28 protein-coding genes are annotated in these 22,967 nt (G+C 70.4%); 17 read left to right on the plus strand and 11 right to left on the minus strand.

The features are described from left to right. Positions 1-34: 34 nt before the first annotated feature. A complete protein-coding gene (locus tag ASG17_RS13925) occupies positions 35-1,249 on the minus strand; it encodes a DUF2336 domain-containing protein (RefSeq protein ID WP_056104983.1) in 1,215 nt (404 codons plus the stop codon). A 64-nt stretch (positions 1,250-1,313) separates the two neighbouring features. Continuing rightward, positions 1,314-2,309: a cysteine synthase A gene (gene cysK, locus ASG17_RS13930; RefSeq protein WP_056104985.1), complete on the minus strand. Its 996-nt coding sequence runs from the start codon at positions 2,307-2,309 to the stop codon at positions 1,314-1,316. 170 nt (positions 2,310-2,479) lie between these two features. On the opposite strand from cysK, the gene ASG17_RS13935 reads away from it, so the two are divergent. Then, complete coding sequence (locus ASG17_RS13935) at positions 2,480-3,223, plus strand: M48 family metallopeptidase (RefSeq protein WP_056104987.1); 744 nt, start codon at positions 2,480-2,482, stop codon at positions 3,221-3,223. A gap of 1 nt (position 3,224) precedes the next feature. Here the strand turns inward: ASG17_RS13935 and ASG17_RS13940 are convergent, their stop codons facing one another. Beyond that, complete coding sequence (locus ASG17_RS13940) at positions 3,225-3,875, minus strand: sulfotransferase family 2 domain-containing protein (RefSeq protein WP_056104990.1); 651 nt, start codon at positions 3,873-3,875, stop codon at positions 3,225-3,227. A 1-nt stretch (position 3,876) separates the two neighbouring features. Next, positions 3,877-4,359: an Lrp/AsnC family transcriptional regulator gene (locus tag ASG17_RS13945; RefSeq protein ID WP_056104992.1), complete on the minus strand. Its 483-nt coding sequence runs from the start codon at positions 4,357-4,359 to the stop codon at positions 3,877-3,879. 84 nt (positions 4,360-4,443) lie between these two features. Between ASG17_RS13945 and ASG17_RS13950 the strand changes: the two genes are divergently transcribed. Both ASG17_RS13950 and fliI read left to right on the plus strand, forming a co-directional pair. Beyond that, positions 4,444-5,358 carry a DMT family transporter gene (locus ASG17_RS13950; protein WP_056104994.1) on the plus strand — a complete coding sequence of 305 codons (915 nt, stop codon included), beginning with the start codon at positions 4,444-4,446 and terminating at the stop codon, positions 5,356-5,358. 164 nt (positions 5,359-5,522) lie between these two features. Then, complete coding sequence (fliI, locus tag ASG17_RS13955; protein WP_056104995.1) at positions 5,523-6,869, plus strand: flagellar protein export ATPase FliI; 1,347 nt, start codon at positions 5,523-5,525, stop codon at positions 6,867-6,869. On the opposite strand, the gene ASG17_RS13960 is transcribed toward fliI, so the two are convergent. Beyond that, entirely contained in the window at positions 6,859-7,626 is a 768-nt protein-coding gene (locus ASG17_RS13960) for a LytTR family DNA-binding domain-containing protein (RefSeq protein ID WP_056104997.1), read from the minus strand. The genes fliI and ASG17_RS13960 overlap by 11 nt on opposite strands. Positions 7,627-7,750: 124 nt before the next feature. Between ASG17_RS13960 and ASG17_RS13965 the strand changes: the two genes are divergently transcribed. The 5 genes from ASG17_RS13965 (at position 7,751) to ASG17_RS13985 (ending at position 11,832) form a co-directional block, all read left to right on the plus strand. Beyond that, a complete protein-coding gene (locus ASG17_RS13965; RefSeq protein WP_056104999.1) occupies positions 7,751-8,713 on the plus strand; it encodes a prolyl oligopeptidase family serine peptidase in 963 nt (320 codons plus the stop codon). 79 nt (positions 8,714-8,792) lie between these two features. Further along, positions 8,793-9,203: a flagellar export protein FliJ gene (locus ASG17_RS13970; RefSeq protein ID WP_056105000.1), complete on the plus strand. Its 411-nt coding sequence runs from the start codon at positions 8,793-8,795 to the stop codon at positions 9,201-9,203. Positions 9,204-9,345: 142 nt separating this feature from the next. Next, entirely contained in the window at positions 9,346-10,446 is a 1,101-nt protein-coding gene (locus ASG17_RS13975; protein WP_056105002.1) for an endo-1,4-beta-xylanase, read from the plus strand. Positions 10,447-10,641: 195 nt separating this feature from the next. Next, the gene (locus ASG17_RS13980; RefSeq protein ID WP_056105004.1) at positions 10,642-11,334 is read left to right on the plus strand and encodes a methyltransferase domain-containing protein; all 693 of its coding nucleotides are present in this window, start codon (positions 10,642-10,644) and stop codon (positions 11,332-11,334) included. A gap of 96 nt (positions 11,335-11,430) precedes the next feature. Beyond that, entirely contained in the window at positions 11,431-11,832 is a 402-nt protein-coding gene (locus tag ASG17_RS13985) for a hypothetical protein (RefSeq protein ID WP_156367882.1), read from the plus strand. 13 nt (positions 11,833-11,845) lie between these two features. Here ASG17_RS13985 and ASG17_RS13990 read toward each other — a convergent pair whose 3' ends face one another. Beyond that, on the minus strand, positions 11,846-12,583 hold the full coding sequence (locus tag ASG17_RS13990; protein WP_056105009.1) for an SDR family NAD(P)-dependent oxidoreductase: 738 nt from the start codon (positions 12,581-12,583) through the stop codon (positions 11,846-11,848). A 119-nt stretch (positions 12,584-12,702) separates the two neighbouring features. Beyond that, positions 12,703-13,404, minus strand: coding sequence for a response regulator transcription factor CtrA (gene ctrA, locus ASG17_RS13995; protein ID WP_056105011.1), 702 nt, complete (start codon positions 13,402-13,404; stop codon positions 12,703-12,705). 331 nt (positions 13,405-13,735) lie between these two features. Between ctrA and ASG17_RS14000 the strand changes: the two genes are divergently transcribed. The 4 genes from ASG17_RS14000 to ASG17_RS14015 are packed head-to-tail and all read left to right on the plus strand — an operon-like array spanning position 13,736 to position 15,301. Then, on the plus strand, positions 13,736-14,101 hold the full coding sequence (locus ASG17_RS14000) for a helix-turn-helix domain-containing protein (protein WP_056105013.1): 366 nt from the start codon (positions 13,736-13,738) through the stop codon (positions 14,099-14,101). Beyond that, the gene (locus tag ASG17_RS14005) at positions 14,098-14,847 is read left to right on the plus strand and encodes a DUF6456 domain-containing protein (protein WP_235560467.1); all 750 of its coding nucleotides are present in this window, start codon (positions 14,098-14,100) and stop codon (positions 14,845-14,847) included. The genes ASG17_RS14000 and ASG17_RS14005 overlap by 4 nt, the downstream gene beginning before the upstream one ends. 32 nt (positions 14,848-14,879) lie before the next feature. Continuing rightward, positions 14,880-15,113 (plus strand): DUF1902 domain-containing protein, encoded by a 234-nt coding sequence (locus tag ASG17_RS14010; RefSeq protein ID WP_200935092.1) that lies wholly within the window; start codon positions 14,880-14,882, stop codon positions 15,111-15,113. Then, a complete protein-coding gene (locus tag ASG17_RS14015) occupies positions 15,110-15,301 on the plus strand; it encodes a type II toxin-antitoxin system HicA family toxin (RefSeq protein ID WP_056105020.1) in 192 nt (63 codons plus the stop codon). The genes ASG17_RS14010 and ASG17_RS14015 overlap by 4 nt, the downstream gene beginning before the upstream one ends. On the opposite strand, the gene ASG17_RS14020 is transcribed toward ASG17_RS14015, so the two are convergent. Together ASG17_RS14020 and ASG17_RS14025 are read right to left on the minus strand one after the other, a co-directional pair. Continuing rightward, positions 15,302-15,523, minus strand: a complete 222-nt coding sequence (locus ASG17_RS14020; RefSeq protein WP_056105022.1) for a DUF3072 domain-containing protein — start codon at positions 15,521-15,523, stop codon at positions 15,302-15,304. Between the two features lie 49 nt (positions 15,524-15,572). Continuing rightward, positions 15,573-16,004 (minus strand): SufE family protein, encoded by a 432-nt coding sequence (locus ASG17_RS14025; protein WP_056105024.1) that lies wholly within the window; start codon positions 16,002-16,004, stop codon positions 15,573-15,575. A gap of 135 nt (positions 16,005-16,139) precedes the next feature. Here ASG17_RS14025 and ASG17_RS14030 point away from each other — a divergent pair, with 135 nt between their 5' ends. Continuing rightward, the gene (locus tag ASG17_RS14030) at positions 16,140-17,819 is read left to right on the plus strand and encodes a HAMP domain-containing sensor histidine kinase (protein WP_235560468.1); all 1,680 of its coding nucleotides are present in this window, start codon (positions 16,140-16,142) and stop codon (positions 17,817-17,819) included. Between the two features lie 150 nt (positions 17,820-17,969). Here the strand turns inward: ASG17_RS14030 and ASG17_RS14035 are convergent, their stop codons facing one another. Then, positions 17,970-18,839, minus strand: coding sequence for a hypothetical protein (locus tag ASG17_RS14035; protein ID WP_056105026.1), 870 nt, complete (start codon positions 18,837-18,839; stop codon positions 17,970-17,972). Between the two features lie 55 nt (positions 18,840-18,894). Here ASG17_RS14035 and ASG17_RS14040 point away from each other — a divergent pair, with 55 nt between their 5' ends. Together ASG17_RS14040 and ASG17_RS14045 are read left to right on the plus strand one after the other, a co-directional pair. Further along, positions 18,895-19,257, plus strand: coding sequence for a DUF1491 family protein (locus ASG17_RS14040; RefSeq protein WP_056105028.1), 363 nt, complete (start codon positions 18,895-18,897; stop codon positions 19,255-19,257). 23 nt (positions 19,258-19,280) lie between these two features. Beyond that, entirely contained in the window at positions 19,281-19,664 is a 384-nt protein-coding gene (locus tag ASG17_RS14045) for an endonuclease domain-containing protein (RefSeq protein WP_056105030.1), read from the plus strand. A gap of 67 nt (positions 19,665-19,731) precedes the next feature. On the opposite strand, the gene ASG17_RS14050 is transcribed toward ASG17_RS14045, so the two are convergent. After that, a complete protein-coding gene (locus tag ASG17_RS14050; RefSeq protein ID WP_235560470.1) occupies positions 19,732-20,133 on the minus strand; it encodes a helix-turn-helix domain-containing protein in 402 nt (133 codons plus the stop codon). 104 nt (positions 20,134-20,237) lie between these two features. On the opposite strand from ASG17_RS14050, the gene ASG17_RS14055 reads away from it, so the two are divergent. Then, positions 20,238-20,990, plus strand: coding sequence for an SDR family oxidoreductase (locus ASG17_RS14055; RefSeq protein ID WP_056105033.1), 753 nt, complete (start codon positions 20,238-20,240; stop codon positions 20,988-20,990). Positions 20,991-21,301: 311 nt separating this feature from the next. Then, entirely contained in the window at positions 21,302-22,783 is a 1,482-nt protein-coding gene (locus tag ASG17_RS14060; RefSeq protein WP_235560471.1) for a DEAD/DEAH box helicase, read from the plus strand. Positions 22,784-22,967 lie beyond the last annotated feature (184 nt).

A 22,967-nucleotide genomic window follows, 5' to 3' on the forward strand; every position in this document is an offset into this window, starting at 1 on the left:
CCACAGATTTAGCGCAAGTATCGGCGGCGCGACCTTATCGGCCGAAGTTTTCCGCCAGCGCCATCATGGCCGCACGTTCCGGGGCGGAGTATTCGTCCAGGCCTTCGCTTTCGCCCGACCGGATCGCCTGCATCAAGGCCGGAGTCAGGGCCGATGACAGAGACCAGTTCCAGTAACGCAGCACCGTCTGGGCCCGATCGACCGCCAGCATCTCATAGGTGGTCAGGACCCGCTCCCACGCGGGATGCAACGCGCCGGCCTCGGTCCGTTCGGGGCGTCGCATGGACCGCCACAGGTTCTCCAGATCCAGCCGCCCCATGCCGGTCGCCTTGCACAGGATGGCCAAGGGCTCGCCGCCCGGATCGCCCAGGATCTTGGCCCCCGTCAGCGGCTTGACCCCCGCCAGATAGGATATCTCCGCCGCCGTCTCGCGCGACAGGCCGTTGGCGGCGGCGCTGCTGACGGCGGCCTCCAGGCTGTCGAAGGGGCTCTTGGCGATGGCGGCGCGGTTGCGCTGGCGCCGCTCGATGAACTGCAGGGCCTTGCGCGACACCGGGTCGGCCCAGCCCTCCTTGGCGGCCATGGCGAAGACGTCCTCAGACACCTCCTGCATCACCTCGCGCGACACGGCGAAGCGCTGCAGGATGACCCGCCGCTCGGCCGCGTCGCACCACCAGAACATCACATAGGCGCCCGACGGCCGAAGCTCGGGACGGCGCAGCAGATGCTCCCTCAGCTGCGCCGAATGCCGCGACAGACTGACCACGCCCTCGACCCCCAGCTGCGACAGGCGCGCCGTGGTGTTGCGCAGGACGCACTCGATCACCGCGTCCTCGCCGAAGCTCATCAGGGTCTCGGTGACGATCTCGGACAGGCCCCGCCGCCCCGCCATGAGGAAGCGGTGCTCCGGCGTCGTGTCGCGGGCGCAGCCGACCAGGTCGCTGTCGGTCAGAGACGCGCACTGTTCGATCAGCAGTCCGGCGATCTCCGGCTCGTCCCGCAGCAGCATCCGCGCCAGGCTGTTGGGCAGTTCGCTCAGGGGCGCCAGGCGCTGCGCCACCCGCCGCCGGTCCTCCGGCGCCGCCAGCCGCAGCATCTCGACCAGCAGGTCGCCGGTCACCGCCCGCTCGAACGCATTGATCCGGCTGGCCGGCAGCGACACCACGTCGGCCAGCCGTTTCAGCAGCGCATGACGCGCCCGCAACGGCTGGGCGGGCTCCTCCTGCTGAACGACGGCGACCTCGGTCATCCGACCCTTCTAGGACGCGTCGGTTAACCGGCCGTGAGAACGGGGCGGGTTTCGCCGCGCCTGGCTAGAGGCCTTCGAACAGGGCCGTCGACAGATAGCGTTCGGCGAAGGAAGGGATGATGACCACGATGGTCTTGCCCGCATAATCGTCGCGCGCCGCCAGGCGGAAGGCGGCGGTCAGGGCCGCGCCGGACGAGATGCCGACCGGGATGCCTTCGACGCGCGCGACCTTGCGGGCCATGTCGAAGGCGTCGTCGTTGGACACCGCCTCCACCCCGTCGATAACCGAGCGGTCGACGATGGCGGGCACGAAGCCGGCGCCGATGCCCTGGATCTTGTGCGGACCCGGCGCGCCGCCCGCCAGCACGGGCGAGGCCTCGGGCTCGACCGCGATCATCTGGACCGAAGCCTTCTTCGCCTTCAGCGCTTGGCCGACGCCGGTGATGGTGCCGCCCGTGCCGACGCCGGCGACCACGACGTCCACGGCGCCCGCCGTGTCGTTCCAGATCTCCTCGGCGGTGGTCGAGCGGTGGATGGCGGGGTTGGCCAGGTTCTCGAACTGGGCCGGGCTGACGGCGCCGGGGGTGCTGTCCAGCAGTTCCTGGGCGCGGGCGATGGCGCCCTTCATCCCCTTCTCGGCCGGCGTCAGCTCAAGCTGGGCGCCCAGCAGGGCCAACATCTTGCGCCGCTCAATCGACATGCTCTCGGGCATGACCAGGATCAGCTTCAGCCCCTTGGCGGCGGCGACGAAGGCCAGGGCGATGCCGGTGTTGCCGCTGGTCGGCTCGATCAGGACGGTGTCCGGCGTCAGCTTGCCGTTCAGCTCCAGCGCCTCGATCATGGCCACCCCGATCCGGTCCTTGACCGACGCGATCGGGTTGAAGAACTCCAGTTTGGCCAGCACCGTCGCCTTGGGCGCATATTCCTTCGACAGGTTGGGCAGGCCGACGATGGGGGTGTCGCCGATGGTGTCGATGATCGAGGCGTAGACCTTGCCGCGGCCCTCGGTGGCGCGGGCGGTCAGCGCGGGGGCCGACTGGGAAGCGTGGGCGGCGGTCATGGCGATCTCTCCAAGAGCTCTGGCGGCCCGGTAGATAGGGCTTAGCGCCGGCCGCGAAACCTCGCTCGCGAGGATTTCTGAAGCCGCTGGCAGTGCGGCTAGGGGAACCGCCCGACCGGGACGTCCGTTCCCGCCGCTCAATCCCGATCCGACACGACGGAGACTTCGCCATGCGCCCCCTCGCCCTCATCCTCGCCGCCGCCGTCTCCGCCACGGCCCTGAGCGGCTGCGCCTACAACGAGGCCCTGGGCCGCAATCAGCTGATCCTGACGGACAACGCCGGGCTGGAGCAGCAGTCCAACGCCGCCTGGCAGGAACTGCTGCGCACGCAGAACCCGACCCGCACGGGCGCGCAGGTGGACCGCATCCGGCGCGTCGGCGACCGCCTGGCCCAGGCGGCGGGGCTGGGCGGGCGGACCTGGGAATACGCCGTCTTCAACAGCCAGAGCCCCAACGCCTTCGTCCTGCCGTCCGGCCAGATCGGCGTGACCTCCAGCCTGCTGAACCTGGTGCAGAACGACGACCAGCTGGCCACCGTCATCGGCCACGAGATGGCGCACGTCACCGCCCAGCACGCGGCCGAGCGGGCGTCGAACACCGCCCTGACCAATCTGGGCCTGCAGGTCGCGCAAGGCGTGGCCGGTTCGCGCGGCGAACAGGTCGGCTCGTTCGGCGCCGTGGCCGCCCAATACGGCCTGCTGCTGCCCTACTCGCGCCGGGACGAGCTGGAGGCCGACCGGCTGGGCGTCGACTACATGAACGCCGCCGGTTACCGCCCGTCGCAGTCGGTCGCCCTGTGGCGGCTGATGGCCCAGCAGGGGGCGACACGGCCGGAGTTCGCCAGCACCCACCCGTCCGACGCAAACCGCATCGCGGCGCTGGAGGCCTACATCCAGCAAAAGGGCTGGAACTGACCTAAAGCCGGTAGTCGAAGGCGGTCAGCGTGCGCTGGTGATGCCGGCGCACGAAGGCGGCCAGGCGCCGGTCGATCGGCCCGGCCGTCGCCGACGACCGGTTGGCATGAGGCAGGCAGCCCTTCAGGCCGACCCGCGCCGCCAGCGCCGGGCCCCAGACGGCCGCGTCCTCCAGCCGATAGACCGCATCGACCAGTCGCCGCCCCTCCGCGTCCTCGAACCAGGCGGTCTGGTCCTGGCGCTTGGGCTCGAAGCCGAACTTGTCGACGCTGTGCGGGGTGTTGACGATCCAGTCGACCGGATCGCGGCCCTTCATCTCGGCGATGACGGCGGCGTCCCGCTCGGCCGTCGTCCCCGCCTTGACCGGCAGGCTGGCGGCCCGGCGGCGCTGGCGATCCTCGGCCCGGTCCAGCCGGAAGGCCGCCCAGGACAACAGGCGCGGCGCCGGATGCCGCACCACCGCGAACCGCCAGCAGCGATCGAACGTCTCGGCCCCCAGCACCCGCCGCGCGTCGGCCGCCGAACTGTGGGTCCACAGCCCCTCCGGCAGCGCCTGGAAACCCGGCAGGGCGCGCAGCATCGCCTTCACCGACGACCCGCCCGACTTGGGCACATGGATGAAGATCAGGCCGAGGTCCGGTTGGATCAGCATCTCACTCGACCAGCCGGCGCCGCGCCGGATCGAACCCGACGACCTCGCGGATCACGATCATGCTCTTGAAGGACCGCACCCCCTTCTCGGGCACCAGCTCACGGATGCCGAAGGCCTCGTATTCCGGCATCGATCGCACCGCGACGGTCAGCAGGTAGTCGGTCTCGCCCGTCACGTCCCAGGCGCCCTCGACCTCCGGGCTGGCCTTCATGGCGGCCTGGAAGGCGGTCATGACGGCGCGGTCCTGGGTCATCATCTCGATCAGCACATGAAGGACGATGCGCGGCTCGGTGCGGCCCGGATCGATCAGGGCGACGTCGGCGGCGATCACCCCTTCGGCCCGAAGCCTCCGCATCCGGCGCAGCACAGCCGATTCCGACAGACCCACCGCCTCCGCCGTCACGCGGGCGGGTTCCAGATTGTTACGCCGGGCCCGCTCGATCAGCCGATGGTCGAACGCGTCGAGCGCGACGAATTTCGTCATTTTAGGGCTGTCCGTGACGTTTTCAGGCGCACAGGGGCCTGAAATCGCCGGGAAGCGCAAGGGCGTTTCGACTAGGTTCAGGCCATGACCGCCGCCGTCCTCCCCCTCCGCGTCTCGCCGGGCCTGCGCCCCTTCCTGCCCTATCTGGCCCTGCTGGGCGCCATGCTGTCGGTGGCGTTCGGCACCTCCTTCGCCAAGCAGCTGTTCCCCGTCATCGGCGCGGCCGGGACGTCTAGCCTGCGCGTCGGTCTGGGCGCCCTGATCCTGCTCGCGCTGTTCCGGCCCTGGCGGCTGCGGCTGACGCGGGGCGACCTCGGACGTGTGCTGCTGTTCGGCCTGGCGCTGGGGCTGATGAACCTCAGCTTCTACATGTCGCTGCGGACCCTGCCGCTGGGCCTGGCCATCGCCATCGAGTTCATGGGGCCGCTGACCCTGGCGCTGCTGCATGCGCGGCGGCTGATCCACTATGTCTGGATCGGCCTGGCGGCGGCCGGCCTGCTGCTGCTTCTGCCGCTGCGGGCCGGCGTGTCGCTGGACGGGGTCGGCGTCGGCTTCGCGGCCATGGCGGGGGTATTTTGGGCGCTCTACATCGTCTTCGGCCGGCGTCTCGGCCATATCCCTTCAGGCCCGTCCGTGGCCTTGGGCATGAGCGTGGCGGCCCTGGTCATCCTGCCGTTCGGCGTGGCCGAGGCCGGCGCGGGCCTGCTGGCGCCGTCGGTGCTGATCCTGGCGGTCGTGGTGGCCGTCGGCTCCAGCGCCCTGCCCTATTCGCTGGACATGGTGGCCATGCGCGGGATGCCGCCGCGCACCTTCGGCGTTCTGCTCAGCGCCGAGCCGGCGGTGGGCGCCCTGGCCGGTCTGATCTTCCTGCACGAGCATCTGACGGGCGGTCAGTGGCTGGCCATCACCGCCATCGTCGCCGCCTCGGCCGGCGCCGTCGCCACCACCTCGCGCGAGGCCCAGAAGGACGCCGCGACCGCCCTGACGCCCGCGGAATAGCCGGCGTTGGCGCTTTAGGCTTGGTGAAGAGTGCTAGTGAGTAGTGAGTAGGAAGGGGGGGCATGCGGCCGTCGCGAGGCACCCTACTCACTACTCACTGGCACTCGTCACTGACGCACGCGATTTCACCCCGCGTTAACCACGTTGGGACCATGCGTTAACGGATGCGCAACCTGGTCGCCGCCGTCGAAGCCGTGGACCCGCTGGTGGTCACCGGAAAGGTCGCCGGCGTCTCGGGCCTGCTGATCGAGAGCAAGGGCGGCCTGTCTCGCCTGGCCGTCGGCGCGCGGGCCGAGATCGAGCGCGGGCGCGGCCAGACGCCTCTGCCGGCCGAGGTCGTCGGCTTCCGCGACGCCAAGGCCCTGCTGATGCCCTACGGCCCGGTCGAGGGCGTGGCGCCGGGCGCCGACATCCGCATCATCGACACGGCCGCCGTGGTCCGCCCGACCAAGGCCTGGCTGGGCCGCATCATCGACGCCTTCGGCCAGCCCATCGACGGCAAGGGGCCGTTGCCGCAAGGCCCCGCCGCCTATCCCCTGCGCGCCGCCCCGCCGCCGGCCCATTCGCGCGGCCGGGTGGGCGAGCGGCTGGACCTGGGCGTGCGCGCCATGGACGTCTTCACCACCACCTGCCGGGGCCAGCGTCTGGGCATCTTCGCGGGCTCAGGCGTGGGCAAGTCCGTCCTGCTGTCCATGCTGGCCAAGGAGGCGACCTGCGACGCCGTCGTCGTCGGCCTGATCGGCGAACGGGGCCGGGAGGTCCGCGAGTTCATCGAGGAGACCCTGGGCGAAGAGGGCCTGAAGCGCGCCATCGTCGTGGTCGCCACGTCGGACGAACCCGCCCTGAAACGCCGCCAGTCGGCCTATATGACCCTGGCCATCGCCGAGTATCTGCGCGACCAGGATCTCGAAGTCCTGTGCCTGATGGACTCGGTCACCCGCTTTGCGATGGCCCAGCGCGAGATCGGCCTGGCCGCCGGCGAGCCGCCGACCACCAAGGGCTACACCCCCACCGTCTTCACCGAACTGCCCAAGCTGCTGGAGCGCGCCGGCCCGGGACCGACGCGGCCGGACGGCACCGTCGCTGGACCCATCACCGCCCTGTTCACCGTGCTGGTGGACGGCGGCGACCATGACGAGCCCATCGCCGACGCCGTGCGCGGCATCCTGGACGGCCACATCGTCATGGACCGCAAGATCGCCGAGCGCGGCCGCTTCCCCGCCATCGACGTTCTGAAGTCCGTCAGCCGAACCATGCCCGCCTGCCAGACCCCGCCCGAGCGCGAACTGAACAAGCGCGCCCGCCAGTGCCTGTCGGCCTATGCCAACATGGAAGAGCTGATCAAGATCGGCGCCTACCGCACCGGGGCCGACCCCATCGTCGACCGCGCCATCGCCCTGAACCCCGCGCTGGAGGCCTTCCTGGGCCAGGACAAGGACGACGCCACCCGCCTGGCCGACGCCTTCGCCCGGCTGGAAGGCATCCTGAACCAGGGCATGGTCACGAACTGAGCCGGTCCTCGGCGTCCAGCCAGCCGGCCGCCCGCAAACGCGCCACGGCGGCGCGGGCCACCGGCGCCTCGATGCCGTTCGACAGCCGCAGACGCAGGTTGCGACCGTCACGCACCGTCCCTGTCACAGCCCGGCGCGCCACCCACCATGAGCGGTGGATCTGCAGCCCCTCCTGACCCGTGCGGGCCACCGCCTGTCCCAGCGTCATCAGCACCAGCCGCGAGCCCTGCTCCAGATGGGCGCGGACATAGTGGTCCTCCATCTGCAGGCAGATCAGGTCCGGCCCCCAGCGATCCGGCGGCGTCTCGGCCTGGGCATCGGCGATCGGCGCCGTGCCGGACCGGCTGCGCCAGGCGACATAGAGGCCGGTGTAAATCGTCCCGACCAGCAGCGACTGGGCATAGTATTCGCCCCACCCCAACGCCTGCTCCAGCGGCGGCCACAGGGCGACGGCGATGCTGCGGCCCACAAGGCTGAGCGGCAGGTCCGCCACGGCGACCAGCAACGGGACCCAGACGATGGGCGAAACGCGCCGCGCCTGCGCCCTTGGCCAGATCCAGCGCACGCCGGCCCCGAAGACGATGCCGCTGACGACGAACAGGCCGGTCCAGTAGGCGACGCGCATCGGCAGGGCGTCGTTGAAGTAGCTGCCGAACGGACCGACCACGCCCAGCACCGCGCCGGTAACGGCGAAGCCGGCCACGTCCATCGCCCAGGCGCGCGGCCTGTTCAGCCTGTCGAAGTCACAGCGATTCATCGGCCGACTATAGCGGCCCCGTTCGCCGGTCAGCGAACCCGTTCGCCCATTGGCGAAACGCCGGTGGCGAGCAGCCGTCGGGGCGGCCAGCAGGGACAGACCAAACCGCACCCGAGGCCCACCGATGTCCGCCCCCAACGCCCGCCTTCGTGTCTGTCACCTGCTGTGCTTCCTGGGCCTGCTGGTGCTCGCCGCCCTTCTGACCGCGCCGGCCAGCGCCCGTGCCGACGCCCCCGATCAGACCTTCACCGTGCAGGGCCCGGACGGTGTCGCCATCCAGGCCGGCGTCTGGCTGCCCGACGACGCGGCGAGCGGCGGCGAGCGGCCGCTGGTGGTCATCTCCCACGGCAACGGCGGCTGGTATCGCGGTCACCACGACACGGCCGAGGCCTTGGCCCACGCCGGTTTCATCGTCGCGGCTCTGACCCATTCCGGCGACAACTTCGAGGACCAGAGCCGGTCCACCCTGCTGACCGCCCGCGCACCCCAGCTCAGCGCTCTGATCGACCATATGCTGGCCTGGCAGGGTCCGGTACGGGTCGATCCCGCCCGCATCGGCGCCTTCGGCTTCTCGGCCGGCGGCTTTACCGTGACGCAGGCCGTGGGCGGTCAACCCGAGGCGCGCGCCATCCCGGCCTATTGCGCCCAGCACCCCGACCACTTCGCCTGCCGGCTCTACGCGATGCAGCCGGTCGATCCCGCATCGTGGCGCCCCGAGGCGCGCGACGACCGCATCCGCGCCGCCGTGATCGCCGCGCCCGCCCTCGGCTTCGCCTTCACCCCCGACAGCCTGAAGAGCGTCACCATCCCGGTCCAGCTGTGGCAGGCGGCCGAGGACGAGATCCTGCCCTCCCCCTTCAACGTCGAACCGATCCGCGACGGCCTGGGCCGTACGCCGGACTACCACCGCGTCGAGGGGGCCATGCATTTCGACTTCCTGACGCCCTGCGACGCCCGGAACCGCCTGCCCCAGCCCCTGTGCGCCTCCTCGCCCGGTTTCGACCGCGCGGCGTTCAAGGCTACGTTCAACCGCGACGTGACCCGCTTCTTCGTCGAAACACTGGGAGCCGGCGCCGCCACCCGATGAGGGGGAATATTTGCCTTTCCTTTACCCGCGCGGGCGCACGTCGTCGGGGAGGGTTTCGGCCCGCTGGGAGTACTGCCGCATGACCGCCTGGGCCCAATCGCTGATCCGCATCTCGAACTACGAGGTCGAGACGCTGCAGAAGCGTCTGGCCGAGATCACCTCGCGCAAGGCCTCCGCCGAGATGCGCCTGGCGGTGCTGGACGCCGAGGTCGAGATCGAACGCGAACGCGCCCGCCAGGACGCCGACGCCTCGATGCTGTTGCAGGCCTATCTGGGCGGCTGGAAAGCCCGCAAGGGCGCCGCCGAGAGCGACCTGACATCGCTGGACGCCGAAGAGCACGGCGCCCGCGACGCCCTGACCGGCGCCTTCGAGGAGCTGAAGAAATTCGAGCACGTCGCCGAGATGACCCGCCTCAACGCCCTGATCGCCGCCGGCAAGCGCGAAACGGCCGCGTTCGACGAGATGGGGCTGCGTCGGCGTGCCGGCTGACTCAAAAGATCCTCAACCGCATAGCGGGGGAGGGGGACCGCTTGCGGTGGAGGGGGCGACCCCACGCGCAACGCCGGCCGATCCAGGGTCGCACCGAGTTTCCGCCCCCTCCACCGCTTCGCGGTCCCTGTCGTCGGATCGCATGCGATCCTCCTCAACCCCCGTTCCGCTGCGCTCCACGGTGGAGGATCTTTCGAGGCGAGCGCTCCTCGCCGCCCCCTTCGCGCTGGCGGCGTGCGACCGCTTCGCCTCCGCCCAGACCGCTCCCCGTCACGTCCCGCCGCTGAAGTCTTTCGCCCCCTGCCCGGTCGGGACCTGCGTCATGACCGGCCAGATCCGCGATCCGCAGTGGGTCGATCTGGTCTCCACCCACTTCTCCCAGCTCACGCCCGAGTGGGAGATGAAGATGGAGTACATCCTTCAGGAGGACGGCTCGCGCCGCTGGGATGCGCCCGACCGCATCGGCGCCTTCGCCCGCGACTTCGGCCTGCGGCTCTATGGCACCACCCTGATCTGGTACGCCCAGGATCACCCGTGGTTCAACGCCCTGCCCCGCGCCCGTTTCGGGGCCGAGTACGACCGCTACATCACCGACGTCGTGGCCCGCTATCGCGGCAAGGTCGTCGGCTGGGACACCGTCAACGAGCCGGTGGCCGAGGACGGAAACGGCCTGCGCGACAGCGTCTGGAGCCGCAACCTGGGCGCCGACGGATACATGGTCCGCGCCTTCCAGACGGCCCACGCGGCGGACCCGGACGCGGTCCTGTTCCTCAACGACTACAACCTCGAGAACAATCCCCGGAAGGGCGCGACCTATCTGCGCCTGGTGGAACGGCTGCTGAAAGCGGGCGCACCCATCGGCGGGCTGGGCACCCAGTCGCATCTGGATATCGAGATCCCCGCCGGCCAGACCGCCGCATTCTTCCGCGAACTGGCCCAGTTCGGCCTGCCGATCCATGTCTCCGAGCTGGACGCGGGCCTGCGCAGCGACCGCCGCATCGACCTGCGCAGCGACGCCGAGCGGGTGCGTCAGCAGACCGCCCGCGTCGCCGAACTGACCGAGGCCTTCGTCGCTTTGCCCCCCGCCCAGCGCTTCGCCTTCACCATCTGGGGCGTGCGCGCCACCGACAGCTGGCTGCGGCGCGGCGACAAGGACGACGGCAAGGACAGCCCTGTGCTGTTCGACGACGCCGGAAACGCGACGCCGATGTTCGACGCCGTGGCGGGGGCGTTCAGAGGCTAAGATCCTCCCCCGTTGGGAGAGGGGGACCCCGAAGGGGTGGAGGGGGCTCGAGGCAAGCTGGGCGGACTCAGGATCGAGTACGGCGCGTGGGGTAGGCCCCCTCCACCGCAAGCGGTCCCCCTCCCCCGATGGGGGAGGATCTCAGTAACCCTCCCGCTTAACCGCCCTCAAACGCGCCGTGCGTATCGTCAGGTCATGAACCTGATCCACGCCCTGCAAGACAACGACAACCCCGACAGCCTGGTGTCGCGCTTCCGCCGCGCCCGCGCGCGCCGCGTCGTCGAGCTGATCGCCGCCTGCCACGCCGAGACCGGCGCGTGCCGCATCATCGACCTGGGCGGCGAGGCCAACTACTGGCGGCTGTTCGACCGCCAGATGCTGGCGGACAAGGGCGTCCACATCACCCTGGTCAATCCGGGCGGCGTGACCGACGTCTGGGACGACGGTCTGTTCGCCGTGGTGGACGGCGACGCCTGCGACCTGCCGCAGTACGCCGACCACAGCTTCGACCTGGTCCATTCCAACTCGGTGATCGAGCACGTCGGCGACTGGGTGCGGATGGAGGCCTTCGCCCACGAATGCCGCCGCCTGGCCAAACGCTATTACGTCCAGACGCCCTATTTCTGGTTCCCGATAGAGCCCCACTTCTCGGCGCCCTTCTTCCACTGGCGCAGCGAGCAGTCGCGCGCCCGCTCGCTGCTGAAGCGCCGCCACGGCTTCGCCGAGCGCTCGCCCGACGTCGGTTCGGCCATGCGCGACGTCCAGCACGCGCGCCTGCTGGACAAGACCCAGTTCCACTTCCTCTATCCCGACGCGGTCCATCACGACGAGGTCGTCGCCGGCCTGACCAAGTCGCTGATCGCGGTGCGCGACCCGTCCAGCCACTGAGGCTTCGCCGGGCGGATTGACGCCTCGGCAGGCCCGTGTTCGATGAGCGCCGGGACATCGTTCGCGCGCGTTTCAACGCGCGCCGGGAAACGCATCATGAAGATCATCCTCGCGCTCGCCGCCGCGCTCACGCTCGGCGCCTGCGCCACCTCGCAGTCAGGCTCGGCCGCGCCCGGCGCCCTGACCTGGGCGGCGCCCGACGGCGCCTGGGTGCTGGCCGAGTGGAAGGACGGCGCCTACTATCCCGGCGTGCTGAAGCGCGCGGGCGTCGGCCGCTATGCGGTCAGGTTCGATGACGGGACCGAGGCCATGGTGCGCCCCGACCAGATTCGCCCGTACGACTGGCAACCCGGCGCGCGGATCGCCTGCCAGGTGGTCGAGGGGCGGATGGACCCGGTCACCGTGGCCACCCTGGGCCCCGGCACGACCGACCTGGGCGTGATCGACGACGCCGGCGTCGCCTACACCACCACCACGGGCCGCTGCCGGGCGCTCTAGTCCCGACTGCGCGTCACCAGCCGATCGGCTGGCCGTCCCACGCGAAGAAGCCGCCGGTGTCGGCGGGCGTCAGGCCGTCCATGACATCCAGCAGCGCCTTCGCCGAATGATCCGGCGTCAGGCGGCGCGCGGTGGCGACGGCGCCCTGGCCGAACGGCGCGCTGAGGCGGGTCTGGACCGTGCCGGGGTGCAGGGCGACGCAGATCGCCTGTGGATGGGTGCGCCGCTGCTCGATCGCCAGGGTGCGGATCAGCTGGTTCAGCGCCGCCTTGGACGCGCGATAGCCGTACCAGCCGCCCAGACGGTTGTCGGAAATGCTGCCGACCCGCGCCGACAAGGCCGCGAACAGGCTCGGCGCGTCGCGCGGCGCCAGCGGCAGAAGATGCTTGGCGATCAGGGCCGGGGCGATGGCGTTGACGGCGAACAGCCGCTGCATCGCCTCGGGGTCGATGGCCCGCATCGACTTTTCGGGCGTGACGCCCTCGGCGTGCAACAGGCCGGTGGCCACGATGACGCGCGTCGGCCGCCCGACGTCGCCTACCGCCTCGGCCAGCCCCGCCACCTCCGCCTCCTGCGTCACGTCGGCCTGGACGAAGACGGCGTCGGGCCGATCCGGCCAGTCGTCCGGCCGCCGCCGCGCCACGCCGACCACGGCTGTATACCGCCCGGCGTCCAGCAGCCGCCCCATCAGCGCCCCGCCCACGCCCCCGCCCGCTCCGACGACGACGGCGATGGGCGAAGGTGAGGTCATGACGCCTTCATAACGCCCCCGCGCCGTTCCGTCTCAGGAACGCGCACCGCCGGACGGCAGAACGCCCGCCGGGTCTCCCCGACGGGCGTTCTGTGATCTGAAACGGTGTGCCGCGCCGATCAGGCGGCGGCGACGGCGACGCCTTCCTGCGGGTCGCGCAGGACGTAGCCGCGGCCCCAGACGGTCTCGATGTAGTGTTTGCCGTCGGCGGCGGTGGCCAGCTTCTTGCGCAGCTTGCAGATGAAGACGTCGATGATCTTCAGCTCCGGCTCGTCCATGCCGCCGTACAGGTGGTTCAGGAACATCTCCTTGGTCAGGGTCGTGCCCTTACGCAGGGAGAGCAGCTCCAGCATCTGGTATTCCTTGCCGGTCAGGTGGACGCGGTGACCGTTCACCTCGACCGTCTTGCCGTCCAGGTTCACGGCGATCTCGCCGGTGTGGATGATGGCCTGGGCGTGACCCTTGGAGCGACGGACCACGGCGTGGGTGCGCGCGATCAGCTCGTCCTTGTGGAAGGGCTTGGTCATGTAGTCGTCGGCGCCGCCGCCGAACGTCTTCACCTTGGTCTCGATCTCGCTGGAGCCCGACAGGATCATGACCGGCGTATTGACCTTGCCGACGCGCAACTGACGCAGAACTTCGAGCCCGTTCATGTCGGGGAGGTTCAGGTCGAGCAGGATCAGGTCGTAGTCATAGATCTTGCCCAGATCGATGCCTTCTTCACCCAGATCCGTGGTGTAGACGTTGAAGCCTTCCGACTTCAGCATCAGCTCGATGCTTTGCGCGGTCGCGTGATCGTCTTCGATAAGCAGAACGCGCATTCAGCAACCCCTCCAGGCGAGCTTGGCCATATGCCCGGCCATAAGCAGCCGGGTAACCTTGTTCGCACGTTAATCGTCCAAAACCTTAAGAACGGTTAACGGCGCTTCGATGACCGAATCGTAGGCTGATTTGCGAATCGCCGTCGAGGTGTTGTCGTCGTCAACGATTCGATCCTCGCGCGCGGCTCGCCCATCTCCGCCTCACGCGTGGAGAGCCTCCGCACCACCTCAGGATGCGCCCACGTCCGAATCTGGCGCTGACTAGGAGTTTATTCCTATCGGCCCCGACGCAGAACGCGCGGGGCCGGAGGCTGACGGGGAGCGAGCGCCTATGACATCAGACGGCTATGAGGACTACCGCGTGCCGGTCGCCGAGCAGGACCGGACCAAGGCGGGCGTTGCCCTGCACGTCGTCTCGGCCCTGAGCGGCGTGCCGGTCGCCCAGATGACCCGCCTGCGCACCACGCCGCGCGCCACCCGCGCCCGCTGGATCGCCATGTATCTGGCCCATGTCGCGTTCGGCTGGACGCTGGAGCGCGTGGGTCACGTCTTCGGTCTGAACCGCGCCACCGCGGGGACCGCCTGCCGCTGGGTCGAGGACGAACGGGACCAGCTGGATTTCGACCGCGTGGTCGATGGGATGGAGCGGACCATCGGCGCCCTGTTCGCCCTGCCGCGCATCGAGGTGCAGCCGTGAGCGGCGCCGCGAGCGGAACGGGCGGGCGATCGCTCGATCGGGCGCGGGCGCTGATGGGGCGGCCGGGGGCGTGGCTGGACGCCGAGGGCGGCGGGTACGGCCTGCGGCTGGGCGGCGACCGGCGCGCGCGGGTTGTGGTGACCCTGGACGAGGCGGCCTTTCGCGCTTTGGTCGAGCGCCCCGGACTACGCGTGCGGAACGGCGGCGGCTGGACCGGGCGGAACGCGCCAGAGCCTGCGGCGGCTCCCGCGCCGGGTCGTCCTGGCCACATCGAGGGCCAGCGGGCCGTGATGCAGGCCGACGGCCGCCTGGCCCTGCGCCCCGCCAATATGGGCGAGACGCCGATCGCCTGGTTGTTGCGCCGCAAGGATCGCTATGGCCGTCCCTGGCTGACGCCGGCGCAGGGGGTGGCGGGCGAACGGCTCAGCCGCGACGCCGAGATCGCCCTTTCCGGTCCGTCGCTGACCATGCGCTGGGACGCCCTGCCGCGCGCGGGGGGCGGATCGTCCGCCGTCGCCGAACCCGGCGACCGCACCCTGGCCGCGGCCCGGCGGGTGGCGGCGGCCCTGGGCGCCTGCCCGCCCCAGACCCGCCTGATGCTGGACAGCATCTGCGTGCGCGGCCGCTCGATGCAGCTGGCCGAGGGCCGGCTGGGGCTGAGGCGGCGCCAAGGCCGGGCCGTGCTGATCCAGGGTCTGGATGCGCTGGCCAAGCACTACGGACTTGGGGGAGCGGCCTCGCGTTGACACCTGGTCGTCCGCGTCACCATATGCAGACCATGACCCGCATGATCCTCGTCAAGGCGATCTATGACCCGGAGGCCGGCGTCTGGTTGAGCGAGTCCAGCGATGTGCACGGCCTGCGGATCGAGGCGCCGACCTTTGAGGCGCTGGTCGAGCGACTGCCCGGTGTGATCGAGGATCTTCTGGCCGATGACGGCGAGACGGGCGACATCCCGATCGAGGTCGTCGCACACCGCAGCACGCGGGTCAGGCTGGGCATTGCTGCGTGAGCTTCACGCGCGACGTGAAGCGCATCCTGAAGGAAAACGGCTGTGCATTGCATCGCCAGGGTCGGGGTGACCACGAAATCTGGTTCAGCCCCATCAACGGCAGGCGGTTCACAGTCGACGGCGACATCCGCTCGCGGCACACCGCGAACGGCACGCTTCACGACGCCGGCCTGCCAAAGGCGTTCTGACTATAGCTTCAGCTCGCCTTTCAGGGCGTCGATGCGCTTGGACGCTTCGGCCTTGGACAGGTCGTCGGAGAAGGCGTCGGCCTCGCCGGCCTCTTCGCTCAGGGTCTTGAGGTAGGAGGCCTGGGCGCCGGTCATGGGATCGTCGCCGGACACCCAGTCGGACGGGTCCTTCTCGGTGTTCGAGCCGGGATGGGGATCGAGTTTCGGGTTGGCGTCGGTCATGGGAACACTCCTTGATGTTCTCATAATGTTCCGCGCGCGCCGCGGTTCCTCAGCCGGTCGCCAGCGCCGTTTCCCGAATCCGGCCGACCATGCTGTTCAGCCCGTTGGCGCGCTGGCGGGTCAGGGCGCCGGGCAGACCGAGGCGATCCAGCGCGGCGCGGGCGTCGAAGGCCAGGATCTCGGCCGGAGTGCGGCCGGAATAGAGTTTCAGCAGCAGCGCGATATTGCCCTTCGACAGGGCGCTGTCGCTGTCGGCGTCGAACCACAGCCGACCGTCCGCCGCCCGCCCGTCCAGCCAGACCTGGGCCGCGCAGCCCGGCACCTTGTTCGCCTCGGTGCGGGCCGCCTCGGGCAGAGGAGCCAGCCCCTTGCCCAGATCGATGACGTATTCGATCCGCCCCTCCCAGTCGCCCAGCAGGTCGAACTCCTCGACCAGTTCGGCCAGGGTCTCGTCGATGCTGAGCGTGGGGGCGGTGACCATGCCCGCCAGATAGGCCGGGACCGTCCGGTGGACAACGGCGCGAACGCAGGGGACGACCAGTCGCCTCGAAAGGGAGCGAGCTTTAGCCGACTCGCGCAGACCGGTAGGTTCGGCGGTCAATCTCCCGGACACGTCTTGTCGCCTCCCGCCGCCCAGATCCCGCCGTCCGACCCGGACCAGACCGCCGTCCTGGCCGTCGACGCCGCGCACCCGCGCGCGCCGGCCATTGCGGCCTGGCATCTGGCGTGGGCGGCGGCGTCGGGCGTTCTGGCCCTGGGGGCCGGCTGGTTCGGCGGCGCCTGGGCCCATTCGATCCTGTGGGGACTGCTGGTCCTGGGCCTGCCCGGGCTGGGCGGGCTGGTGCTGCTGAAGCGGGCGGACACGCCGGCGCGCATGGGGCTGATGTACGGCTGGTGCCTCGCCACGGTGATCGCCTCGGCATTGACGGGCGGGCTGAGCGGGCCGCTGGCGGGGATGATCGCCATGCCGGTGGCCGCCGCCCTGGCGCTGGGCGATGCGCGCAAGATCCAGATCGGGGCGCTGGGCGCCGCCGCCGCCGCCCTGCTGGGCGCTGCGACGACCAAGGTGGCCGGCCTGCCGCCCGCCGCGCCCATCCTGTCGGCGGCCGGGGCCGTGGTGGTGGCCGCCGCCGTCATCCTGGCCGTGCGCCTGACCGGGGCGGACCGGGCCCGCCGGCTGGACCGCGCCGAGGATCAGGCCGCCCGAGCCGACCGCCTGCTGGCCGGACAGCCGGGGCTGGCCCTGTTGATGGAGCCGTCGGGACGCGTCCTGGCCGCCTATGGCTCGCCGCCCGTCGCCCTGCCCGTCGACCCTCTGTTCGAGCAGGGACTGATCGGCCTGGTGCACGCCCCCGACCGGCCCGCCATCCTGTCGGCCATCGACAAGGCGCTGAACGGCGCCGAGAGCCAGGTCCTGTTCTCACCGCGCGGCGCGCTGGACCGGCGCATCATCATGATCTTCAAGCGGTTCGACGATGACGCCAAGGAGGGCGGCGGCGCGCGCCTGATCGTCCAGGCTTTCGACGGCACGCTGCAATACGCCCGCGAACTGGCGCTGGAGACCGCCCGCGCCGAGGCCGAGGCGTCCAGCGCGGGCAAGACGCGCTTCCTGGCGAACATGAGCCACGAACTGCGCACGCCGCTGAACGCCGTGCTGGGCTTCTCGGACATGATGCGCGAGCGCATCTTCGGCCCCCTGCCAGAGCGCTACGCCGAATACGCCGAGAGCATCCACACGGCCGGCGGCCACCTGCTGGAGTTGATCAACGACGTGCTGGACGTGTCGAAGATCGAGGCCGAGCGCTATCGCCTGTCCCGGGAGCTGTTCGACGCGCGCGACGTGGTCTCGGCCGCCGTCGCCTTGGTGCGGGTCGCCGCCGACGACAAGCGGGTTGAGCTGAACGCCGTCCTGCCCGCCGGGCCCCTGAAGATCACCGCTGATCGCCGCGCGCTGAAGCAGATGGCGCTGAACCTGCTGTCCAATGCGGTGAAGTTCACCCCCGCGGGCGGGTCCGTCACCGTCACGCTGGAGAGCATCGGGCCGTATCTGGAGCTGGTGGTCTCCGACACCGGCGTCGGCATCGCGCCCGAGGACCTGCAGCGCCTGGGCCGCCCCTTCGAACAGGCGGGCGATGCGGAACAGCGCTCGCAGGGCACCGGTCTGGGCCTGTCTCTGGTGCGCTCGCTGGCTGAACTGCACGGCGGGCGGATGAGCCTGGAAAGCACGCTCGGCGCCGGCACCGCGGTGACGGTGCGCCTGCCGGTGATCACGGTGGGGCGGCCGGTCGCGGCTTAATCTCCTTCTCCCCTCGGGGGAGAAGGTGGGCCGCGGTAGCGGCTCGGATGAGGGGTCGGTTTCCGCGACCACATCGGCTGACTGGGGCCAGCGTCCCCCTCAACCGTCAGGCTTCGCCTGCCACCTTCTCCCCCGCGGGGAGAAGGAGCGTTAGACCGGGCCCATCGCCACGAAGGCGCGGGCCGCCGGGAAGTCGCCGGCTTCGAACTGGGACCGGGCCACGCTGCCGTCGCGGAAGACGAACTCCACGGCGAAGACCTCGCGCGGATCCAGACCGGCCAGGGCCTGGGCGGCGGCGGCGGGGAAGGTCCAGGCCTGGCCGTCGGCGCGGCCCACGGCCAGCAGGCCGGACGGCGCGGCCTGGTTGGCGGCGGCCCAGATGACGCGGGTCTGGGGCGCGGGCGGCGTCGTCCCCGACAGCCAGGGGCGCGCCGCGATGGTCGGGTCGCGCAGCACGATGCGGGCGCCGGTCGGGCGCGGACGGCCGTACCAGGATACGACGGCGGTCAGCACGTCCGGCTGCTCGATGCCGCCGGCGACGCCGAACCGCACGGGCGAGGCGCCGGTCGAGGTCGCCTGCATCAGCCGCCAGGTGGTGCGCGAATAGGCGGCGCGGTCCGCGCTCCAGTCGCCGCGCTGGCCGGGGAAGGTCATGGACCGCGTGCGACGCCAGCCGGCGAAGCCCGCCTCGACCCGACCGCGCACGACGTTCAGATCGGCCGATCCACAGGGCGTGGCGTGAGCGCGGGCATGGGCGCGTGCGCGCGTGGCCGCCAGGTCGATGTCGCTGGCTCCGGCCCGCAGCGCTGCGCCGCGCGCCTGCAGGGTCGCCGCGTTCAGGGCCGCCGTCAGCCGGGCGTCGAACAGGTTGCAGCGCGCGCCGGCCGCCATCACGAAGCTGCGCTCATAGAAGGTCTGGGCCGGGCTGGCGGACACGGCGCCGGGTAGCGCCGCCAGCATCATGGCGACGGCGAGACCGCGTCGCAGGCTGACGCCGTGCTTTGTTCGACCTAGGATCATCCGGCCACCATAGGCGCCGGGCGTTCCGGTCCGGTTTCCGATCAGGGTGAACGAAATGCTCCTTTCCAGCGATCTGTGGACGTCGGCCCTGATCCGCCGCGCCGAACTGGCGGGCGCGTTCGCCACCGTGGTGCGCAAGGGCGACGCCCGCGCCGGGACGGTGATCGTCAAGGCCTACGACACCTCCACCCGCCAGGCGCGCCTGTTCACCGAAGCCTTCGGATCAGACGGCGAACGCCTCTGGATCCAGCCGGTCGCCAGCGAGATGGAAAGCGAGCTGGACGCCTACATCCAGCGCCAGGCGGGCTACGACCCCGACATCTGGGTGATCGAGATCGAGGACCGCCAGGGTCGGCACTTCATCACGGAGAAGGTCCAAGAATCTCCCTCCCAGGGCGGGGGAGGGCGGGCCGCGTAAGGGGCCGGGTGGGGGCGGCTGATATGGCGGTGATCGCGACGTCCCGCAGAATGCGGACGACCATGTCCCCGCCCGAGGCCCGCCTGTGGCTCGCGCTCCGCCCCCTCCGCGCTCAGGGCTTCCACGTCCGTCGCCAGCATCCCTTCCACGGCTACTTCCTCGATTTCGTCTGCATGTCGCGCGGACTGGTGATCGAGGTGGACGGCGCGTCGCATGAGCATCGTGCTGAGTGGGACCAGCAGAGGGACGCCGCGCTGGCGCGACATGGTCTGCGCACGATCCGCATTCCGGCCATCGACGTCCGCGACCACCTGACCGAGGTGATGGAGATGATCGTGCGAGAGCTCGAGGCCGCCCCCACCCGGTCCCTTCGGGACCACCCTCCCCGTTCCGGGGAGGGAGAATGATGCACCACGCCTCTCCCTCCCCCGGCGGGGGAGGGCGGGCCGCGTAAGCGGCCGGGTGGGGGCGGCCCTAAGCCTTCTTCGCGTCGAAATCCGCCCGCGCCGCCTCGATGCGCTCCACGTTCGCCTCGGCCCAGGTCCAGACGCCGCAGAAGGCCTCGGCCAGGGTCAGGCCCAGGTCCGTAAGGCGGTATTCCACCTTCGGCGGGATGACCGGATGGACGGTGCGGATCACCAGGCCGTCGCGCTCCATGGCGCGCAGGGTCTGGGTCAGCATCTTCTGGCTGATGCCGCCCACCAGATCGCCGATGCGGGTGAAGCGCTGCTCGCTGTGTTCGGTCAGGACCTCGAGGATCAGCATGGTCCACTTGTCCGCCACCCGGCCGATGACGTCGTTGACCAGGGCCTCGACGCGCGGATCGGCCGGTTCGCCGGTTTTCGGGTGGGCGATGCGGGCGGCGGGATGCGTCATGGCCATTTCTTCCTGTTTGGTAAGTATAGCCCCATTCAGTGCCTACTTTCCATTGGAGAGTGACCGTCCTACCTGGTCGCCACGGCAAGCGAAAGGACCGCACCATGAACATCCCCGGCAGCACCATCCTGATCACCGGCGGCGGCTCCGGCATCGGCCGCGCCCTGGCCGAGGCCATGCACGCCAGGGGCGCCAAGGTCGTCGTCACCGGACGCCGCGAGGGCCCGCTGAAGGACGTCGCCAGCGCCAACCCCGGCATGGTCTGGGCGACCCTGGACATGACGGACGCGGCCGCCATCGCCGCCTTCGCCGCCCAGATCGTGAAGGACCACCCCACGCTCAACGCCGTCATCAACAACGCCGGGGTCATGGTCGCCGAGGACCTGTCGGGCGACGCCTGGGACTATGAGACGGCCGAGGCGACCATCGCCACCAACCTGCTGGGCCCCATCCGTCTGACCGGCGCCCTGATCGGCCATCTGAAGCAGCAGGCGGCCGCGACCGTGATGACCGTGTCGTCCGGCCTGGCCTTCATCCCCCTGACCGCCACCCCGACCTATTCGGCGACCAAGGCGGCGATCCACAGCTGGAGCCAGTCGCTGCGCACGCAGCTGAAGGACACGTCGATCGAGGTGCTGGAACTGGCCCCGCCCGCCGTCGCCACCGACCTGATGCCCGGCCACGCGGAGAACCCCAACTCCATGCCGCTGGACGCATACATCGCCGAGGTGATCGGCCTGATCGAGCGCGGCGACACCCCCCGGGGCGAGATCCTGGTCGAGCGGGTCAAGCCGCTGCGTTGGGCCGAACGCGACGGATACGAGGCCGTCTACGAACGCCTGAACGGCGCGCACTGAGCCCGGTCCCTCCCCCGTCCTCGGGCGGGGGAGGATCCCTGCGCCGGCTCGCCATCCACCACTGGCCTTGACTTATCACCGTTCATCGGGCATTTACGCCGCATCGCACCATGCGATGTCCGGCGCTCCAGCGCGTGTGGGTTCTCCCCGAACCTGACTGTAGCAGCCGCCGGCCTCTCAAGATCATACGTCGCCCGGACACGCGGGGCGCCGCCCGTTACAGCCCGGTTTGCCCGGGCCGACGGTGCGCGGCCCCTTTGGCTTTCGAGCCCGGTCGATACGCGCCGTCGTTTCGCGAAAGACGACACCCCATGACGCAAGTCACATTCGACCAGATGGGCCTGAACCCGGCCCTGCTCCAGGCCCTGAAGGCCTCCGGCTACACCACCCCCACCCCGATCCAGGCGCAGGCCATCCCCGACGTGATGGCCGGCAAGGACCTGCTGGGCATCGCCCAGACGGGCACCGGCAAGACCGCCGCCTTCGCCCTGCCGATCCTGCACCGCCTGGCCGCCAACCGCGTCGCGCCCAAGCCGCGCACCACGCGCTGCCTGGTGCTGAGCCCCACGCGCGAACTGGCCACCCAGATCGGCGACAGCTTCAAGACCTATGGCCAGCACCTGGGCTTCCGCGTCGCCGTCATCTTCGGCGGCGTGAAGTACGGCGGCCAGGAGCGCGCCCTGCAGCAGGGCCTGGACATCCTGGTGGCCGCTCCGGGGCGCCTGCTTGACCATATCCAGCAGAAGACGCTGGACCTCTCGACCTGCGAGATCTTCGTGCTGGACGAGGCCGACCAGATGCTGGACCTGGGCTTCATCAAGCCGATCCGCCAGATCGTCAGCCGCATCCCGGCCAAGCGCCAGAACCTCTTCTTCTCGGCCACCATGCCGTCGGAGATCGGCAAGCTGGCGGGCGAGCTGCTGAAGGACCCGGTCAAGGTCCAGGTGACGCCGCAGGCCACCACCGTCGAGCGCATCAGCCAGTCGGTCGTCTGGGTCGAACAGGGCAAGAAGCGCGCCCTGCTGACCGAGATGTTCTCGGACCCCGAGTACACGCGCTGCTTGGTCTTCACCAAGACCAAGCACGGCGCCGACAAGGTCGCGGCCTATCTGGAGGCCGGCGGCGTCGAGGCCGGGGCCATCCACGGCAACAAGAGCCAGCCCCAGCGTGAACGCACCCTGGCCGCCTTCAAGGCCGGCAAGCTGCGCGTCCTGGTCGCCACCGACATCGCCGCGCGCGGCATCGACGTGGACGGCGTCTCGCACGTCGTGAACTTCGAACTGCCGCACGTGCCGGAAAGCTATGTCCACCGCATCGGCCGGACGGCCCGCGCGGGCAAGGACGGCACCGCCGTCAGCTTCGTCGCCGGCGACGAGATGAAGCTGCTGCGCGACATCGAAAAGGTCACGCGCCAGAAGATCCCGGCCACCGACCGCCGCAACGACAAGTCTCTGGCCCTGCTGGACCAGTCGATCATGGCGGCGGGCGTCAATGCCAAGGCGACGATGCCGGATCGCGAAGGCGGCGACCGCGACCAGATGCGCAACCGCCCGCGCAATCCGCGCCGCGACGGCGTCCGCCCCGAAGGCGGCGGCCAGCCGCATCGCCAGCGTAAGCCCCAGCCCGGCCGCACCCACGCCGCGCCGCCGGCCCGCGCCTATGACCCCATGTCGGGTGAACGTCCCAAGGTCGCGGCCTCGGCCTCGGCCGAACCCAAGGCGGTCGACAACCTGAACCGCCGCCCCCGCAACCGTCGCCCGTCGAATGGCGGCCGCGGCAAAGCGCAGGGGTAGCCTCTGGACTTTCCTCCCCATGCTTCATGGGGAGCGGGACCACGAAGTGGTGGAGGGGTGGAGCCGGTCGTATACGACCGGCGACGTCAAGCGCCGCGCCTGAGCAGCCCCTCCGTCTCGGCCTGACGGCCGAGCCACCTCCCCACCGCATCTGCGATGGGGAGGGGATCGCTATTCCGCCGCG

Origin of the sequence: Brevundimonas sp. Leaf363, from assembly GCF_001424025.1 — a bacterium.
In the GTDB taxonomy this organism is placed as follows: domain Bacteria; phylum Pseudomonadota; class Alphaproteobacteria; order Caulobacterales; family Caulobacteraceae; genus Brevundimonas.

Coding starts and splice junctions, on each gene's coding strand:
- ASG17_RS13925 (WP_056104983.1), bottom strand. CDS start 1,249: ATGACCGAGGTCGCCGTCGTTCAGCAGGAGGAGCCCGCCCAGCCGTTG.
- cysK (WP_056104985.1), bottom strand. CDS start 2,309: ATGACCGCCGCCCACGCTTCCCAGTCGGCCCCCGCGCTGACCGCCCGC.
- ASG17_RS13935 (WP_056104987.1), top strand. CDS start 2,480: ATGCGCCCCCTCGCCCTCATCCTCGCCGCCGCCGTCTCCGCCACGGCC.
- ASG17_RS13940 (WP_056104990.1), bottom strand. CDS start 3,875: ATGCTGATCCAACCGGACCTCGGCCTGATCTTCATCCATGTGCCCAAG.
- ASG17_RS13945 (WP_056104992.1), bottom strand. CDS start 4,359: ATGACGAAATTCGTCGCGCTCGACGCGTTCGACCATCGGCTGATCGAG.
- ASG17_RS13950 (WP_056104994.1), top strand. CDS start 4,444: ATGACCGCCGCCGTCCTCCCCCTCCGCGTCTCGCCGGGCCTGCGCCCC.
- fliI (WP_056104995.1), top strand. CDS start 5,523: ATGCGCAACCTGGTCGCCGCCGTCGAAGCCGTGGACCCGCTGGTGGTC.
- ASG17_RS13960 (WP_056104997.1), bottom strand. CDS start 7,626: ATGAATCGCTGTGACTTCGACAGGCTGAACAGGCCGCGCGCCTGGGCG.
- ASG17_RS13965 (WP_056104999.1), top strand. CDS start 7,751: ATGTCCGCCCCCAACGCCCGCCTTCGTGTCTGTCACCTGCTGTGCTTC.
- ASG17_RS13970 (WP_056105000.1), top strand. CDS start 8,793: ATGACCGCCTGGGCCCAATCGCTGATCCGCATCTCGAACTACGAGGTC.
- ASG17_RS13975 (WP_056105002.1), top strand. CDS start 9,346: ATGCGATCCTCCTCAACCCCCGTTCCGCTGCGCTCCACGGTGGAGGAT.
- ASG17_RS13980 (WP_056105004.1), top strand. CDS start 10,642: ATGAACCTGATCCACGCCCTGCAAGACAACGACAACCCCGACAGCCTG.
- ASG17_RS13985 (WP_156367882.1), top strand. CDS start 11,431: ATGAAGATCATCCTCGCGCTCGCCGCCGCGCTCACGCTCGGCGCCTGC.
- ASG17_RS13990 (WP_056105009.1), bottom strand. CDS start 12,583: ATGACCTCACCTTCGCCCATCGCCGTCGTCGTCGGAGCGGGCGGGGGC.
- ctrA (WP_056105011.1), bottom strand. CDS start 13,404: ATGCGCGTTCTGCTTATCGAAGACGATCACGCGACCGCGCAAAGCATC.
- ASG17_RS14000 (WP_056105013.1), top strand. CDS start 13,736: ATGACATCAGACGGCTATGAGGACTACCGCGTGCCGGTCGCCGAGCAG.
- ASG17_RS14010 (WP_200935092.1), top strand. CDS start 14,880: ATGACCCGCATGATCCTCGTCAAGGCGATCTATGACCCGGAGGCCGGC.
- ASG17_RS14020 (WP_056105022.1), bottom strand. CDS start 15,523: ATGACCGACGCCAACCCGAAACTCGATCCCCATCCCGGCTCGAACACC.
- ASG17_RS14025 (WP_056105024.1), bottom strand. CDS start 16,004: ATGGTCACCGCCCCCACGCTCAGCATCGACGAGACCCTGGCCGAACTG.
- ASG17_RS14035 (WP_056105026.1), bottom strand. CDS start 18,839: ATGATCCTAGGTCGAACAAAGCACGGCGTCAGCCTGCGACGCGGTCTC.
- ASG17_RS14040 (WP_056105028.1), top strand. CDS start 18,895: ATGCTCCTTTCCAGCGATCTGTGGACGTCGGCCCTGATCCGCCGCGCC.
- ASG17_RS14045 (WP_056105030.1), top strand. CDS start 19,281: ATGGCGGTGATCGCGACGTCCCGCAGAATGCGGACGACCATGTCCCCG.
- ASG17_RS14050 (WP_235560470.1), bottom strand. CDS start 20,133: ATGACGCATCCCGCCGCCCGCATCGCCCACCCGAAAACCGGCGAACCG.
- ASG17_RS14055 (WP_056105033.1), top strand. CDS start 20,238: ATGAACATCCCCGGCAGCACCATCCTGATCACCGGCGGCGGCTCCGGC.
- ASG17_RS14060 (WP_235560471.1), top strand. CDS start 21,302: ATGACGCAAGTCACATTCGACCAGATGGGCCTGAACCCGGCCCTGCTC.